This window comes from Variovorax rhizosphaerae (assembly GCF_037889975.1).
GTDB lineage: Bacteria > Pseudomonadota > Gammaproteobacteria > Burkholderiales > Burkholderiaceae_C > Variovorax > Variovorax rhizosphaerae.
This window is the reverse complement of sequence record NZ_JBBKZT010000007.1, coordinates 330,523-345,035: the sequence shown is the minus strand read 5'-3', so window position 1 is coordinate 345,035 and position 14,513 is coordinate 330,523. Positions and strand designations below refer to the sequence as shown.

Here is a 14,513-nt window from a genome sequence, read left to right as displayed (position 1 = left end):
CGGCGTTCACATAGAAAAACTCAGGGAGACAAGATCATGCATGCCTTCAACGGCCATGAGAGCGTTCGGCTCGGAAACCCGCGCCGCGTAGCGCACGACCGATACCCACTGCGCGCCCTTCAGGCGTGCCCGCACGGCGCCCTCGCAGGGCCCGGTGACTTCCAGCAAGGACTCGATTCCTGAGTCCGTCCACCCGTATTGAGTCCGCTGGCCAGTTCCTGGCCTCGCGGTTCGCCAGTGCATGTTTGCTGTCCGCAGCCGCGATGGGCCGTGGTGTGCCGACACCGTTTGCATGACGCAGACACGCGGCAACCAGGCCGGCATATTTCCCCCGCAGCGCACCGCCTCTAGCCGCATCTTTCCCCTTGTCGAAACCATCAATGCGAATTTGGTTCAACCGTCCCTTTGCCCTGGCCTACCGTGTGCTGTCCCTGATCAGGGAAGCCGACACTGCCCGGCGCTTCACGCTCATCTGCACTCACAAGAACACATGGTTCACAGGCTTTGCAGCAGCCGACGAATCGCAGCTGGAACCCGTCGGCCTCGACGCGGATGCCTATCGCGACTGGTGCCTGGATTTTGCGACCCGGCAAGGCATCGATCTCATCGTCCCAGGGCACGAAACGGCCGCCTTGATCGATTCCAGCCAGATGTTCGCGGCGCACGGCATACGCTTGCTGGCACCCGCCAATGCCGAAACCCTGCCAAGACTGCACGACAAGTCATGGGTATACCGGCAATTGGCAGATCAGGATTTCCTCGCAAGCTCGGTCGACCTGGATGACCCGGGCAAGCTGCCCGAAGCAGTGCAGTCGATCTGGGCAGAAGGCCACCGCGCGTGCATCAAGCCCACCGTGTCGGTCTATGGCAAGGGCTTCTATCGCCTGATGCATCCCGGTGACACGCGCAGGCCGTTGCGCGGGTTGACGCTGTCGGAATGGGTCAGCAAGGCCGTCGCCGAAGACGGTACTTGCGCGCCGCAGCAAGTCCTCGAGTACCTGCCCGGCCACGAATTCAGCGTGGACTGCATCGCGGACCATGGGCGTTGGATAGCCGGTGTCGTACGGAAGAAGGCCATCCTCAGCAACACCCAGTTGCTCGACGACAACCCGCTGCTGCTCGGCTACGCACAACGCCTGGTCGAGCGCTTCGGGCTGAACGGCATGATCAATGTGCAGTTCAAGGAAGACGCCCACGGCCAGCCCAAGCTGTTGGAGATCAACCCTCGGGCGTCGGGTGGCGTGGCCATGAGCTGCTTGTCCGGCATCAATTTGCCCTACCTCGCCCTGCGTGGCTTTGTCGACGGATACGACGGGCTCCCCATCCCCCGGGCCCGTCTCGGGCAGCGCGTCACCGAGGTTGCCGTCGCCATCAGCCTGCCCACCAGCCATGCGCAATAACAACCAGGCCGCCGTCATGCCGGAAGCAATGCAAGCGCAGGTCGAACTGCCAACCGGGTCGCTGAAGGTGTCATTGCGCCGTGCGGACTGGCCTCTGCATGAGCTCTGCGGATTTGCAGCAAGGCACAACCCCAAGCGCGGCTTCCTGTTCGTCAGCAAGGTGCTGGGCAAGCACTGGCCCTGCAAGCCGTCGACCATGCGCGCTGCGCACGTGGCGCTGGCAGCCAAACTGGCCGCACCGGGCGACGCGCCCGCCTTGTTCATCGGTCTGGCCGAGACGGCGACCGGACTCGGACAGGGCGTCTTCGAGCAGTACCTCGAGCGCTTCGGCCCGGGAAGCGCCCTCTACGTGCAAACCACCCGCTACCCGTTGTCGGGCGCTGAAATGCTGCCCTTCCTGGAGCGTCATAGCCATGCACAGAACCTGCGCCTGCACGTACCGGAGCGCGAGGACTGGGCCGCCATCTTCAAGCGTGCCCGGCTGCTGGTTCTGGTAGACGATGAATTGAGCACTGGCGACACCTACCTCAGCTTGATCGCCGCCTACAGCGCACAGAATCCGGCGCTCGAGGAAATCGCTGCCGTGTCGCTCAGCAACTTCATGGGTGAGCCGGGCCAGGCGCGTTTTCGCGAACAGCTGGCACTTCTGGACGTTGCAGGGGCGCCGCCCAGGCGGGTGAGCTTTCCCGCCCTGGTGGAAGGCCAGTTCACGTTTTCCAACAACCCCGATTTCCAGGCACCGCCACCACCCGCCGCGCAAGCAGACATGAATTGCCGCCGCGCTTACAACAGCGGCGCCAGTGCACGCATGGGAATCGATGCGTTCCTGCAGGTGCCGACGTCGCTGGTTGCCGGACTGGTCGGGACGCTGCCGCGCGACAAGCCTGTGCTGGTGCTGGGCAGCGGCGAGTTCATGCATCCCGCATTCGTTCTGGGCACCGCGTTGGAAGATGCCGGCCTGGAAGTTCGCATCCAGTCCACCACACGCTCCCCTGTGCTCGTGGGCGCCAGCATCGGGTCGCGGCTGGCCCTGCCGGACCTGTACGGCGAAGGCATCCCCAACGCGCTCTACAACTTCAAGGCCGAGGACTACGGGGCAGTGCTGCTGTGCCATGAATCGCCTGACGATGGCGACGACGGCAGCCTCGCCACCAGTTTGCGGCTTTTGGGTGCCCGCAGTGTCGGCTTCAACGGCAGGATCAGCGCGTGAGCGCCGCGCCAGGGTGCACTCAAGCAAACTCGCGCCTGCTGGGGGCAGCGGGGCCACGCAGTGCCAAGCGTGGGGGCAGCAAATGACCGACGCCCTCCACCCGCCCGTGTTCGTGTTCAGCGACCTGGACGACACGCTGTTTTCCAGTGCACGCAAGCGTGTGCCAGGTCCTGACTCCCAGCCCGCGGCGCTGCTCAGGAATGGCGAGGTCGTGTCGTACAGCAATGGTCCGCAGCGCGCCCTGCTGGCCTGGTTGATGCGCGATGCCCAGCTGGTGCCAGTGACCGCTCGCAGCGTGGAAGCCTATCGCCGGGTCTTGCTGTCGTTTTCCGGCCCCGCCATCCTGAGCTTTGGCGGCGTGCTCCTGGACGCGGCGGGCCAGGAAGACGCCCACTGGGCTGCCCACATGCTGCAGGTCCTGGCGCCGGCCGCGCCCTTGCTGGAAGAAGCCTGCGCGCTGCTGCAATCTGCCATAGAAGCACGCGGCCTGAACGCGTGGGCGCGCGTAGCGCAAGAAGGAGGATTGGCGCAGTACGTGGTCGCCAAGCACCGCGAGCACGACGTCGATGCATTGGCACAACTCGGCAAAGACGTGCTCGAACCGTGGTTGGCGGCGCATGCCGGATTTCGCAGCCATCAGAACGCCAACAACCTCGCCTTGCTGCCCCCAGGGCTGGACAAGTCCGCGGCCTTGGCCTTCCTGCTGTCCCGCTTGCGCGCGACGCACGGCGAGATCGTGACCGTCGGCTTCGGGGACAGCTTCAGCGATGCCGAATTCATGGCCTTGTGCGACTACAGCATGACGCCCGGCGGCACGCAACTCGGGAATCGGATGGCGGGCAGGAAGGAGCGCGCGCATGCTCGATGACCGCGTGCCACTGCATGGCAGCTATGCGGCGGAGGACGTTCGATTCCTTCTCAAGCCCCTCACGCTGGCGCCCATCACCGACACCGCGGAAAAGGAACGCCTGATCCAGACCGGCCAACGCCACTACAGCGAGATGATCGGCCGGGAGCATTTGCCAACCCCGGAATATTTTTCGCTGTTCGAGCAGGCCGTGGAAAGCAACGCGGCAACCATGGCGCGCGACCTCATGCGACTTGCGCGGCACATCGTGAAAGCGCGTGGGAGGAACATCACGCTGGTGTCGTTCGCTCGTGCGGGCACACCGGTTGGCGTGCTGTTGCGTCGAACCTTGGCCAGGTACTTCGGCATCGACGCCTCGCACTATTCCGTCTCCATCGTTCGTGACCGTGGCGTGGATGCCGTTGCGCTGGACTTCATCTTGTCCAGGCATGCATCGGAGTCGATCGTCTTCGTGGATGGCTGGACCGGCAAGGGCGCCATTGCGCGCGAACTCGTTCGCTCGCTGGCATCGTTCAATGCCAGCCGCAGCCTGGCCATCCCGGCGCAACTGTTCGTGCTGTGCGACCTCGCCGGACAGGCCTGTGCGGCGGGTTCGTCCGACGACTACCTGATTCCTTCGGCCGTGCTCAACTCGACGGTGTCCGGTCTGGTGAGCCGCTCGATTCTCAACGAGCAGATCGGCCCCCAGGATTTCCATGGGTGCCTGCTCTACACCGAGTGGCAGGCACAGGATCGCTCCCGCTGGTTCATCGACCGCATCGCGCAAGCCTTGCATGGCGACGCGGATCGCTACTTGGCGGAGCCCCTGCCCCCGCATGACGCCGCGCGCCTGCGGGGGCAGTCGCACGCCCTGCTTGAACGGCTGGCCCGTACTTATGACATTGCCAACATCAACCTGATCAAGCCAGGCATCGGCGAGTCCACCCGCGTTCTGCTGCGCCGGGTGCCTCGCTTGCTGCTGTTGCGCGACCGCACGGAACCCGCCACAGCGCATCTGGCGTGGTTGGCTGAACGGGCCCACGTGCCCATCGAACTGGACCCGGGGCTGCAAGTGCGTGCAGTCGCCGTCATCAAGACACTTGGAGAGGACTGATTTCTCGTATGAAACCCGCCACTGCCCGTACGCCACATCTGGGAGCTTCGCTTTACGTGCCAGCGACCCGTCCGAAGTTGGCCGCAGTCCTCTCCGGCCGCGAACTACCTACCTTGCGCTCAGTCATCGCGTGCACCGAAGATGCCGTGGCCGATGGCGAACTGGAAGGCGCATTGGCCAACCTGGCGACTGTGCTTCGGGCGCTGGACCCGATCGAGATGCGCAGCGACTTGCTGCGCTTCGTGCGCGTGCGCAATCCGGCCGTGATGGCGCGCGTTTTGGACATGCCAGGGGTCGAGAAGATCGACGGCTTCGTGCTGCCGAAGTTCACGCTCGCCGTGCTGCCGCAATACCAGGCCCTGCTGAAGGCCAGGAACTTCTGGCTCATGCCGACGCTGGAAACATCCGAGGTCTTCGAGCAGGACGCCATGCGAGAACTTTCCCTGGCGCTCTGCCGCAAGGAGTGGAAGCCGCGCATCCTGGCACTGCGCGTGGGCGGCAGCGACCTGTTGCGCTTGCTGGGATTGCGTCGCACGCGCGGTTTCACCTTGTACGACACGCCGTTGGGCAGCCTGCTTTCTCAACTCATCCTCACGTTCAAGCCCCTGGGATTCGCATTGACTGCGCCCGTGTTCGATTTCATCGAGGACGAGCACGTGCTGGCGCAGGAGGCCAAGCGCGATGTGGCCTTCGGCTTCTGCGGCAAGACCGCGATCCACCCCGCGCAGATCGCGACCATCGAGGCGGCTTTTCACGTAAGCGCCAGCGAGTTGATTGCTGCGCGCCGGTTGATGGAGCCGGATTGCCCTGCCGTCTTCAAGCATGACGGCACGATGTACGAAGCCGTGGTGCACCGCGACTGGGCAAGGCAGGTGATTGCCAAGCGCGAAATGCTGGCGCTATAGCGCTTTCAGTCGTCCTGGCTGGCGTCGAGCCCCGGAAATAGCACCTCGGTGAAACCGAAGCGCGAAAAGTCCCGCACGCGCATCGGGTACAGCTTGCCCAACAGGTGGTCGACTTCATGCTGCACCACGCGCGCATGAAAGCCGCTGACGGTGCGGTCGATCGGGTCGCCGAACGGGTCGAAGCCGGTGTAGCGGATGTTCGCAAAGCGCGGCACGACGCCGCGCAGGCCGGGCACTGAAAGACAGCCCTCCCAGCCCTCCTCCTCTTCCTCGCCGATCGCCGTGATGACTGGGTTGAGCAGCACTGTGCGAGGCACCAGCGGTGCGTCCGGATAGCGGGGATTGACCGCGTCGGTACCGAAAATCACGAGCTGCTGGTCGACCCCGATCTGCGGTGCGGCGAGTCCGGCGCCATTCACCGAATGCATGGTTTCGAACATGTCGCGCACGAGCATGTGCAATTCGTCCGTGTCGAATGCTGGAACGGGTTGGGCAACACGCAGCAAGCGCGGGTCGCCCATCTTCAGGATCTCGCGAATAGTCATCAGGCAATTATCGCGAGCGCCAGGTGCGCAGGCATCAGGGGCCGGTTGACCTTGTTTCACCCTCCGGGCCGTGAATGACCCGCTCGCCGCCTGTTTGCCAGCCCGGCTGCCGCGGGCCGCCTGGCCTGGGCCCACCCGGCCCGGCACCGGGAACAGGTCGCGCAAAACCGGGAACCATGCCCGGGTGCGGTCCGCCGCCCGGAGCGTAGCCGGGACGCGGCCCTCCGGGTCCGGGCCCATGCGGGCCGGGTCGGTCGTAGCCGGGCCGGTAGTAACCGCCAGGGGGGTAGTAGCCAGGAGCAGGTCGGCCGTAGTAGCCACCTCCGCCGCCCCAATAGCCACCCACCCCGACGCCGACCGTCACTGGCGGCGCCACGACCACCGGGCCGGGGTCGGCGTAGTAGGGTTGCGCGTAGCCCGGCTGTGCATAGCCCTGGTCGCCGTAGTAATAGCCCGGTGCAACGCAACCGGTCAACACGGCCATGGCGCCCATCGCAGCCCACAACCCAAGCAATCGAATTCTGTTCATGGCAAATGCCTCCTGGTCAACCTGTTCAACGGCCCGGCGCGATCAGTGTTGACTGCGCCGCGGTGGCGCGAGGTAAACCCGAGGTAAACCTCAGTCCGGCTTTGCCAACAATTCAAGCATCCGTGCCTCATCGATCACTTCGACCCCGAGTTCGCGGGCCTTGTCGAGCTTGCTGCCCGCCTCGGCACCTGCCACGACATAAGTTGTCTTCTTGCTGACCGAGCCGGAAACCTTGGCACCGGCTGATTCCAACTTGTCCTTGGCCTCATCACGGCCCAGCGTAGGAAGAGTGCCGGTGATCACGAAGGTCTTGCCCGCGAGCGGCTTGGGCGCGCGCGCCGCAGGCTCGCCCTCCTCCCAATGGAGGCCGCAAGCACGGAGTTGCTCGACCACTTCGCGGTTGTGGGCTTGGTCGAAGAAGGTGCGCAGGCTTTGCGCAACGACCGGGCCGACGTCGTTGACTTCGAGCAGTTGCTCTTCGCTGGCATCCATGATCGCGTCGAGCTTGCCGAAATGCTTGGCCAGGTCCTTGGCCGTGCTTTCGCCGACATGCCGGATGCCGAGGCCGAAGAGGAAGCGATTCAGTGTCGTCTTCTTCGATTTCTCCAGCGCCTGGACGATGTTCTTTGCCGACTTCTCGGCCATGCGGTCGAGCCCGACCAGCGTGGTGAAGCCGAGCTTGTAGAGGTCCGGCAGGGTGCGGATCAGGTGGGCGTCGACCAGTTGCTCGACCAGCTTGTCGCCGAGCCCCTCGACCTCCACCGCGCGGCGCGCCGCGAAATGCAGGATGGCCTCCTTGCGCTGCGCGCCGCAGAACAAGCCACCGGTGCAGCGGTAGTCGACCTCGCCCTCCTCGCGCACCGCGTCGGAGTCGCAGACCGGGCACTTGTGCGGCATCGTGAAGATGGCGCCGCGTTGGTCGGCCGGCTTGGCGAGGCTCTCGGGCACCACGCCGACCACCTCTGGAATCACGTCGCCAGCGCGCCGAACGATGACCGTGTCGCCCACGCGCACGTCCTTGCGGCGTGCCTCGTCCTCGTTGTGGAGTGTGGCATTGGTGACCGTGACGCCGCCGACGAACACCGGCGCGAGCTTGGCCACCGGGGTCAACTTGCCGGTGCGGCCAACCTGGATGTCGATGGCCAGCACCTCGGTGAGTTGCTCCTGCGCGGGGTACTTGTGCGCCACTGCCCAACGCGGCTCGCGCGAGACGAAGCCGAGTTGCCGCTGCAACGCCAGGCTGTCGACCTTGTAGACCACGCCGTCGATGTCATAGGGCAAGGCATCGCGCGCGCGGCCCATCGCCTCGTGGAACGAAACCAAGGCTGCGGCGCCGAGCGCGCGCTGCGTTTGAGTCGCTACCGGGAATCCCCATGCCGCGAACTGCTGCAGCCAGTCGAACTGCGTCGCGCAATCCGGGCCGCCTTGCTCGGGCAGCGTGACTTCGCCGAGGCCGTAGGCGAAGAAGCTCAAAGGGCGCGCTGCGGCAATCGCCGGATCGAGTTGGCGCACGGCACCGGCGGCCGCGTTGCGCGGATTGACGAACACCTTCTCGTTCTTCTGCCCGCCGGCGATCTTCTCGCGCTGGCGCTCGTTCAGCGCCTCGAACTGGTCGCGGCGCATGTAGACCTCACCACGCACCTCCACCACGGGCGGCGCATCGCCCTGCAGGCGCAGCGGGATCTGCTGGATGGTTCGGATGTTCTGCGTGACATCCTCGCCTACCTCTCCGTCGCCGCGCGTGGCGGCCTGCACCAGCACGCCGTTCTCGTAACGCAGGTTCATCGCCAGGCCGTCGAACTTGAGCTCGCAGATGTACTCGATCGGCGGCGCATCCTCGGGGAGACCGAGTTCACGGCGCACGCGAGCGTCGAAGGCGCTGGCGCCGTCGGCGGTGATGTCGGTCTCGGTGCGGATCGACAGCATCGGCACCTGATGGCGCACCTTGACGAAGCCGTCGAGTACCTTGCCACCCACGCGCAGCGTCGGCGAATCGGGCGTGCGCAACTCGGGATGCTCGGCTTCGATGGCTTGCAGGCGCTGGAACAGCTTGTCGTACTCCGCGTCTGGAAGCTCGGGCGCGTCGAGCACGTAGTAGAGATGCGCGTGGTGGCGCAGCTCGGAGCGCAGGCTCTCGGCCTCGTCGGTCACCGACTGCTTGATGGGTGGGGTCATGTCGGAATCGTCTGCAAGATTTCTCGGGGATCCAGGGCGTGGCCGCGGTGCTGCGGCATGACGACGTCGAAGCCGGCCGCCACCCGCTCGCGACGGCCTAACTGAAAAGCCGCCGCGCCAGTGCCGAACCGGCGGAGAGCTCGCGCGAATCGAGCATGTCGTAGAGCTGCTCGAGATCCGTGCCGATCACGTCCATGATCTCGTCACGCAGCAACTGGCCGTCACCGTCCGTCACCACGCCGTCCATCTCGCGCGCCAATGCCGCGGCCACTTCACGCATGCGTTCGAAGGGGCGCTCGTTGCGGTCGACCTGGGGCACGTCGAGGCTCAGCGTGAGCTCCCGGATGGCGGACTGCGCGGGGTCGTCGGCGAGCGCGGCCTGGGTGTCGAACGAGAGGCCGAGGATCGGCGGCAAGCCCGGTTCGCTCGTGGGCAGGACCATGCGGCCCGGAATCATGCCGGCGACAAAGCCGTGCCGCGCCGCGCTTTGCTGCACATATCCCGGGCTCCAGGCGGCATGCAAGGCGCGCAACACGAAGCCGAGCTGGGCATCGTGCGCACTGGCGAACTGGTCGAGTTCGCGGCCACGCGCGACCTCGTCGAGCATTTCGGGGAACTCGGGCGCGCCATTGACCATGTCGGCGAAGGCCTGGGCCTTGACGACGAATTCGGAGTACTCGATTTCGTTGAGCGCGCCGGTGCGGTTGGCCAACTGCACGCCGACCTGGAACGCGCCATAGCGCTGGCCGGGCACGGGTTGCTCCCAGTTCGCCGTGTATTCGTTGAGTCCTTCGACGGCCACCGGCTTGCTGCCTGCGCGACGTGTCGTCGGCATGGCTGCCAATGCCGCATCCCCCGAGGCCAGGCCGTCGAGCGACACCGGCGCAATCACGTCGATCAACGGATCGAGGCCGCCGCGCTTGTCGGCCGTGGAGGAAGTCAGGCCACTGGGCGGCGGTAGATCGGGATCGAACAGGGGTTCATGCCGATCACTGCCAGGGACGTGATGGGGGTCGAGATGCAGCACCGGTTCGGTGCCAAGGTTCGACTGCGGCGCGCCTTCCAACGGTGCCGGCTGTGTCGCCGCGTCGGGCTGCTTCGGTGCATTGCGGCGCGACATCCATGCGTTGTAGCCAATCACCGCGGCGAGCACCAAGCCGCCCAGGATGGCAAGAGCAACTGTGAGGTTGCTCATTGGTGCCCCCAATCTCGGCACTTCGTGTCCTCGCTGCCCCCCGAGGGGGTGCGAGCTTGCTTGGGGCGGCCCGGCGCCGCGCTCATGCCGCTTCAGCCATCGACTTCGCGGCCTCCATGTCCACCGCGACGATGCGCGATACGCCCTGCTCCTGCATCGTCACGCCGATGAGTTGTTCGGCCATTTCCATGGCGATCTTGTTGTGGCTGATGAAGAGGAATTGGGTTTCGCGACTCATGGCGGTAACTAGTTTGGCATAGCGCTCGGTGTTGGCGTCGTCCAAGGGCGCGTCAACTTCGTCGAGCAGACAGAAAGGTGCGGGGTTGAGCTGGAAGATTGCGAATACCAGCGCGATGGCGGTGAGCGCCTTCTCGCCGCCCGAGAGCAAGTGGATGGTCTGGTTCTTCTTGCCGGGCGGCTGGGCCATGACCTGCACGCCGGAGTCGAGGATCTCGTCCCCAGTCATCATGAGGCGTGCCGTCCCGCCGCCGAACAGTTCGGGGAACATGCGGCTGAAGTGCTCGTTGACGATCTTGAAGGTGCCGCCGAGCAGCTCGCGCGTCTCGCCGTCGATCTTGCGGATCGCGTCTTCCAGCGTGCCGATGGCCTCGTTCAGGTCGGCGGACTGTGCGTCGAGGAAGGTCTTGCGTTCGCTGGCGATGGCGAGTTCGTCGAGTGCCGCGAGGTTCACGGCGCCAAGTGCCGCGACTTCGCGATGCAGCCGGTCGATTTCGCCCTGCAGGCCGGTGAGGCGCACCTTCTCGGTCTCGATCGACAGCGCGACGGCTTCGATGTCGGCTTGGGCGTCGATGAGCAGTTGCGCGTACTGCTCGAAGCCGAGGCGCGCGGCCTGCTCCTTGAGCTGGAATTCGGTGATGCGGCTGCGCAGGGGCTCCAGTTCGCGCTCGAGCTTGAGGCGGCGTTCGTCGCTGGCGCGCAGCTTGATCGTGAGGTCGTCGTACTGGCTGCGCAGGGCGCCCAGTGCGGACTCGCGTTCGAGCTTGAGGGCCAGCGCGTCTTGCAGGCCGGCTTGCGCCGCCGCGTCGGAGAGGCGGGTCAGTTCGCCCTGGGCGCGCTCCTGCTCCTGTGCCAGCGCAACCGATTGCTGGGTGGCGGTCTCGATGGCGCGGCTCAACTCGCCGCGACGCGCTTCCAGCGTGCGCTGGGAGAACGTCGCTTCCTGGGCCTGACGCTCCAGGCTGCGGTGTTGCTCGCGGCTGGCGGTCAACCGGCGTGCGGCCTCGATCACGCGCTCGTCCAGCTGGGCGTGGCGCTCCTGGCTCTCCGCCAGTTGCAAGTCCAGTTCCTCGAATCGCGCTTCGGCAGCAATGCGGCGTTCCTGCAGTTCTTCGAGCTGCGCATCGACTTCGCCCAGGTCGCTGGCGAGTTGCTGGCTGCGGGCGCGGGCCTGCTCGGCCAGTTGGGTCAGGCGCAGGGTTTCGACCTGGAGTTCATGCGCGCGCGACCGGGTTTCGGCGGCTTCGCGGCGGGCCGTGACCAGGCGCGATGCGGCATCGCCGTACGCGGCCTCGGCACGCACCAGGGCGGTACGGGCTTCGTCGGCAATCAGGGTCTGGGCGCGGATCTGGCGCTCCAGGTTTTCCATCTCCTGCTGGCGCGCCAACAGGCCGGCCTGCTCGGAATCCTGCGCGTAGAAGCTGACGCCGTGTGCGGACACCGCATGGCCGCTCTTCACGTAGATGACCTCGCCGGACTTGAGGCGGCTGCGCTGCGCAAGAGCGTCGTCGAGGTTCCCGGCGGTGAAGCAGTCGTGCAGCCAGTCGACCAGCAAAGCCTGCAGGCCAGCGTCGTTCAGGCGCAGCAGGTCGGACAAGCGCGGCAATTCCGACGGAGCGACCGGGACGCCTGCGCTTGGCGGGCTATAGAAAGCCAGCTTGGCCGGCGGCGCATCGTTGCCGAAGGCGCGCACCATGTCGAGGCGACTGACTTCGAGCGCGCCCATGCGTTCACGCAGCGCCGATTCAAGCGCGTTCTCCCAGCCCTGCTCGATGTGGATGCGGCTCCACAGGCCCTGCAATCGGTCGAGACCGTGCTTCGCGAGCCACGGCGCGAGCTTGCCGTCTGTCTTCACTTTCTCCTGCAGCGCCTTGAGCGCTTCGAGGCGGGCGGAGAACTCGGTCAGGCGGCCGCCTTCGGTGTTGACGGCCTGCTGGCGCGTGCGGCGGTCGTCGTCGAGTTGTGGCACCTGCTCCTGCAGGTCGTGCAACCGCCCTTCGGCTTCGCTGGCGGCTTCCTGGCCGGCTTCGAACTGCTCCTGCAAGTCCGCGAGCCGGGCTTCATCGGGCGCGTTGAGCGACCGCTGGTCGTTGCGCAGGCGCTCGCTGCGTTGCTGCAACTGCCGGGACTGCTCTTCGATGTTACGTTGGTCGGCGGCCAGCACCTGGATCTGTTGCTGCACCTGCACCACACTGCTGCGCTGGGCGTTGGCCTCGTCCTGCGCGCGTTGCTGCGCTTCTTCCAGCTCCGGCAAGCGCGCGTCATGTTCCTCGAGTTGCGCGGCCAGCAGGATGGCCTGCTCTTCGGCATCGACGCCTTGGCCGGCCAGCGTCTCGATCTCGGCCGCGGCGTCTTCCCGGCGCGTGCCCCATTGCCCGATCTGCTCGCGCAACTGCACCAGGCGCTGCTCGACGCGGGCACGGCCTTCGACCACGAAGCGGATCTCGCCTTCGAGCCGACCCACTTCGGCACTGGCCTCGTAGAGCTTGCCCTGGGCCTGGTTGACGTGGTCGCCTGCGGCGTAGTGGGCCTGGCGCACGGTCTCCAGTTCAGCCTCGACATGGCGCAGGTCGGCGGTGCGGCTTTCGAGGTCGTTGATGGCCCGCTCGGCCTCGGCCTTGACCTTGGCCTGGTCGGCCTCGCTTTCGGTGCGCTTGAGCAGCCAGAGTTGGTGCTGCTTGCGCGTGGCGTCGCCATTCAGCGCGTTGTAGCGCGCAGCCACCTCGGCCTGCTTTTCGAGGCGCTCGAGGTTGGCGTTGAGTTCGCGCAGGATATCTTCGACGCGCGTGAGGTTTTCTCGCGTGTCGCCGAGCCGGTTCTCGGTCTCGCGACGGCGCTCCTTGTACTTCGAGACGCCGGCGGCTTCTTCGAGAAAGAGACGCAGTTCCTCGGGCTTCGATTCGATGATCCGGCTGATCGTGCCCTGGCCGATGATGGCGTAGGCGCGCGGGCCGAGGCCGGTGCCGAGGAACACGTCCTGCACGTCGCGCCGGCGCACCGGCTGGTTGTTGATGTAGTAGCTGGAGGTGCCGTCGCGCGTCAACACGCGCTTGACCGCGATTTCGGTGAACTGCGCCCATTGGCCGCCGGCGCGGTGGTCGGCGTTGTCGAACACCAATTCCACGCTGGAACGGCTGGCCTGTTTGCGGGTGGTCGTGCCGTTGAAGATGACGTCCTGCATCGACTCGCCGCGCAGCTCCGAGGCGCGGGATTCGCCGAGCACCCAACGCACGGCGTCCATGATGTTTGACTTGCCGCAGCCATTGGGGCCCACGACGCCGACCAGTTGGCCGGGCAGCATGAAGTTAGTGGGTTCGGCGAACGACTTGAAGCCTGAAAGTTTGATGGAATTGAGGCGCACGACGAGTCAGAAGGTGTGAATGGATCCGGCGTGCCGGAGCAGGCCGTCAAGACGCGTTCGATCAAGCGCAAAGCACAGCCATGGCGGCTGCCTCGCAAGGCGACGATGATAACGTGCGAGCGATGCGTGATATGCCTTGTTCGCCGGCCGGATCTGTCCCCTTCCCTCGCTGGGTCGCGCTGTGGGGCCTCGCGGCCGCGTCGTTGGGCCTGGCGGGCTGCCACAGCATGATCAATTCGACCGAGCGGGCCCAGCCGTACGCCAACAACGAGTTGATCCAATCGAGCGCCAATCGCATCGCCAACCTGGCGTTGCGCGACAACCTGCAGTCGATCCAGCGGGTGCAGTTGTCGCTCTACCGGCGCAATCCGCGCGAGTGGCGCAAGTGGGCCAAGGGTCCGGAGGATGCGATCAATCGCACCTGGGACACGATCATGCAGGGCACGACGTTGCCCGAGTTGCGCGGCGCCCTGGGCATCGACGCCATCCGCATGGCCTTCGAGACCGGCCCGCAGGGCTACCAGGGCGACCGCGTGGCCGCCTTGGCGGTCGGCTGGGCCAGCATGCTCAAGGAGGCGAACGGCAACACCTGGGACCAGACGATGATCGACGGCGTCAATGCCGAGAACAGCTATCGCGCGGCGCGCAATGTCGAGATCTCGCTGTGGCTGATCACGTCCAAGACCGGGCCGGACGGCCAGCCGCTGCTGCTGGCCACAGAGATCAGCGACCGGGGCCGCAACCTGCTGCCCGACCGCGAGTTGTCGAAGGTGGTCGCACGCTTGGACCTGATGGCCGCGCAAGCCGACGAGAAGTACCGCCGCGCGGCGCTGGATTTCGGGCAGAACTTCGTGCTCGGCAGCCTGACGCCGTTCCTCGCGATGGTCAAACCCTGAGAAGACGCGGATCTTCCTGCTGCGGCCGCCGATCTCGGGCCTGCGCTGTTGGCTCCGGCGTAACAAGCGCTTCGCGCAATTGTTGGCCTCTGCCGCAAC

12 protein-coding genes are annotated in these 14,513 nt (G+C 65.9%); 6 read left to right on the top strand and 6 right to left on the bottom strand.

Annotated features, from left to right (window positions below; genetic code table 11):
* Positions 1-6: 6 nt before the first annotated feature.
* Positions 7-168, bottom strand: a complete 162-nt coding sequence (locus WKW82_RS17155) for a hypothetical protein (protein WP_340343518.1) — start codon at positions 166-168, stop codon at positions 7-9.
* A gap of 212 nt (positions 169-380) precedes the next feature.
* Here WKW82_RS17155 and WKW82_RS17150 point away from each other — a divergent pair, with 212 nt between their 5' ends.
* The 5 genes from WKW82_RS17150 (at position 381) to WKW82_RS17130 (ending at position 5,476) form a co-directional block, all read left to right on the top strand.
* Complete coding sequence (locus WKW82_RS17150; protein ID WP_340343517.1) at positions 381-1,400, top strand: ATP-grasp domain-containing protein; 1,020 nt, start codon at positions 381-383, stop codon at positions 1,398-1,400.
* Positions 1,390-2,610 carry a phosphoribosyltransferase domain-containing protein gene (locus WKW82_RS17145; RefSeq protein WP_340343516.1) on the top strand — a complete coding sequence of 407 codons (1,221 nt, stop codon included), beginning with the start codon at positions 1,390-1,392 and terminating at the stop codon, positions 2,608-2,610. The genes WKW82_RS17150 and WKW82_RS17145 overlap by 11 nt, the downstream gene beginning before the upstream one ends.
* 82 nt (positions 2,611-2,692) lie before the next feature.
* Complete coding sequence (locus WKW82_RS17140; protein ID WP_340343515.1) at positions 2,693-3,478, top strand: HAD family hydrolase; 786 nt, start codon at positions 2,693-2,695, stop codon at positions 3,476-3,478.
* Entirely contained in the window at positions 3,468-4,571 is a 1,104-nt protein-coding gene (locus WKW82_RS17135) for a cysteine protease StiP domain-containing protein (protein ID WP_340343514.1), read from the top strand. Before WKW82_RS17140 ends, WKW82_RS17135 begins: the two co-directional genes overlap by 11 nt.
* 8 nt (positions 4,572-4,579) lie before the next feature.
* Positions 4,580-5,476 carry an HpcH/HpaI aldolase/citrate lyase family protein gene (locus WKW82_RS17130; RefSeq protein WP_340343513.1) on the top strand — a complete coding sequence of 299 codons (897 nt, stop codon included), beginning with the start codon at positions 4,580-4,582 and terminating at the stop codon, positions 5,474-5,476.
* Between the two features lie 5 nt (positions 5,477-5,481).
* Here WKW82_RS17130 and def read toward each other — a convergent pair whose 3' ends face one another.
* The 5 genes from def to smc all read right to left on the bottom strand — a co-directional run bounded on the left by def (position 5,482) and on the right by smc (position 13,518).
* Positions 5,482-6,021 (bottom strand): peptide deformylase, encoded by a 540-nt coding sequence (gene def, locus WKW82_RS17125; protein WP_340343512.1) that lies wholly within the window; start codon positions 6,019-6,021, stop codon positions 5,482-5,484.
* 34 nt (positions 6,022-6,055) lie between these two features.
* The gene (locus tag WKW82_RS17120; protein ID WP_340343511.1) at positions 6,056-6,550 is read right to left on the bottom strand and encodes a hypothetical protein; all 495 of its coding nucleotides are present in this window, start codon (positions 6,548-6,550) and stop codon (positions 6,056-6,058) included.
* Between the two features lie 90 nt (positions 6,551-6,640).
* Complete coding sequence (ligA, locus tag WKW82_RS17115; RefSeq protein WP_340343510.1) at positions 6,641-8,725, bottom strand: NAD-dependent DNA ligase LigA; 2,085 nt, start codon at positions 8,723-8,725, stop codon at positions 6,641-6,643.
* Positions 8,726-8,822: 97 nt separating this feature from the next.
* Positions 8,823-9,920, bottom strand: a complete 1,098-nt coding sequence (locus WKW82_RS17110) for a cell division protein ZipA C-terminal FtsZ-binding domain-containing protein (protein WP_340343509.1) — start codon at positions 9,918-9,920, stop codon at positions 8,823-8,825.
* A gap of 82 nt (positions 9,921-10,002) precedes the next feature.
* Positions 10,003-13,518, bottom strand: coding sequence for a chromosome segregation protein SMC (smc, locus tag WKW82_RS17105; RefSeq protein WP_340343508.1), 3,516 nt, complete (start codon positions 13,516-13,518; stop codon positions 10,003-10,005).
* 227 nt (positions 13,519-13,745) lie between these two features.
* Here smc and WKW82_RS17100 point away from each other — a divergent pair, with 227 nt between their 5' ends.
* The gene (locus WKW82_RS17100; protein WP_340343507.1) at positions 13,746-14,414 is read left to right on the top strand and encodes a hypothetical protein; all 669 of its coding nucleotides are present in this window, start codon (positions 13,746-13,748) and stop codon (positions 14,412-14,414) included.
* The last annotated feature ends 99 nt before the right edge of the window (positions 14,415-14,513 follow it).

What these genes read in the sequence shown, in the direction of transcription:
- WKW82_RS17150 (WP_340343517.1), top strand. Translation starts at nt 381, where the DNA reads ATGCGAATTTGGTTCAACCGTCCCTTTGCCCTGGCCTACCGTGTGCTG.
- WKW82_RS17145 (WP_340343516.1), top strand. Translation starts at nt 1,390, where the DNA reads ATGCGCAATAACAACCAGGCCGCCGTCATGCCGGAAGCAATGCAAGCG.
- WKW82_RS17140 (WP_340343515.1), top strand. Translation starts at nt 2,693, where the DNA reads ATGACCGACGCCCTCCACCCGCCCGTGTTCGTGTTCAGCGACCTGGAC.
- WKW82_RS17135 (WP_340343514.1), top strand. Translation starts at nt 3,468, where the DNA reads ATGCTCGATGACCGCGTGCCACTGCATGGCAGCTATGCGGCGGAGGAC.
- WKW82_RS17130 (WP_340343513.1), top strand. Translation starts at nt 4,580, where the DNA reads ATGAAACCCGCCACTGCCCGTACGCCACATCTGGGAGCTTCGCTTTAC.
- def (WP_340343512.1), bottom strand. Translation starts at nt 6,021, where the DNA reads ATGACTATTCGCGAGATCCTGAAGATGGGCGACCCGCGCTTGCTGCGT.
- WKW82_RS17120 (WP_340343511.1), bottom strand. Translation starts at nt 6,550, where the DNA reads ATGAACAGAATTCGATTGCTTGGGTTGTGGGCTGCGATGGGCGCCATG.
- ligA (WP_340343510.1), bottom strand. Translation starts at nt 8,725, where the DNA reads ATGACCCCACCCATCAAGCAGTCGGTGACCGACGAGGCCGAGAGCCTG.
- WKW82_RS17110 (WP_340343509.1), bottom strand. Translation starts at nt 9,920, where the DNA reads ATGAGCAACCTCACAGTTGCTCTTGCCATCCTGGGCGGCTTGGTGCTC.
- WKW82_RS17100 (WP_340343507.1), top strand. Translation starts at nt 13,746, where the DNA reads ATGATCAATTCGACCGAGCGGGCCCAGCCGTACGCCAACAACGAGTTG.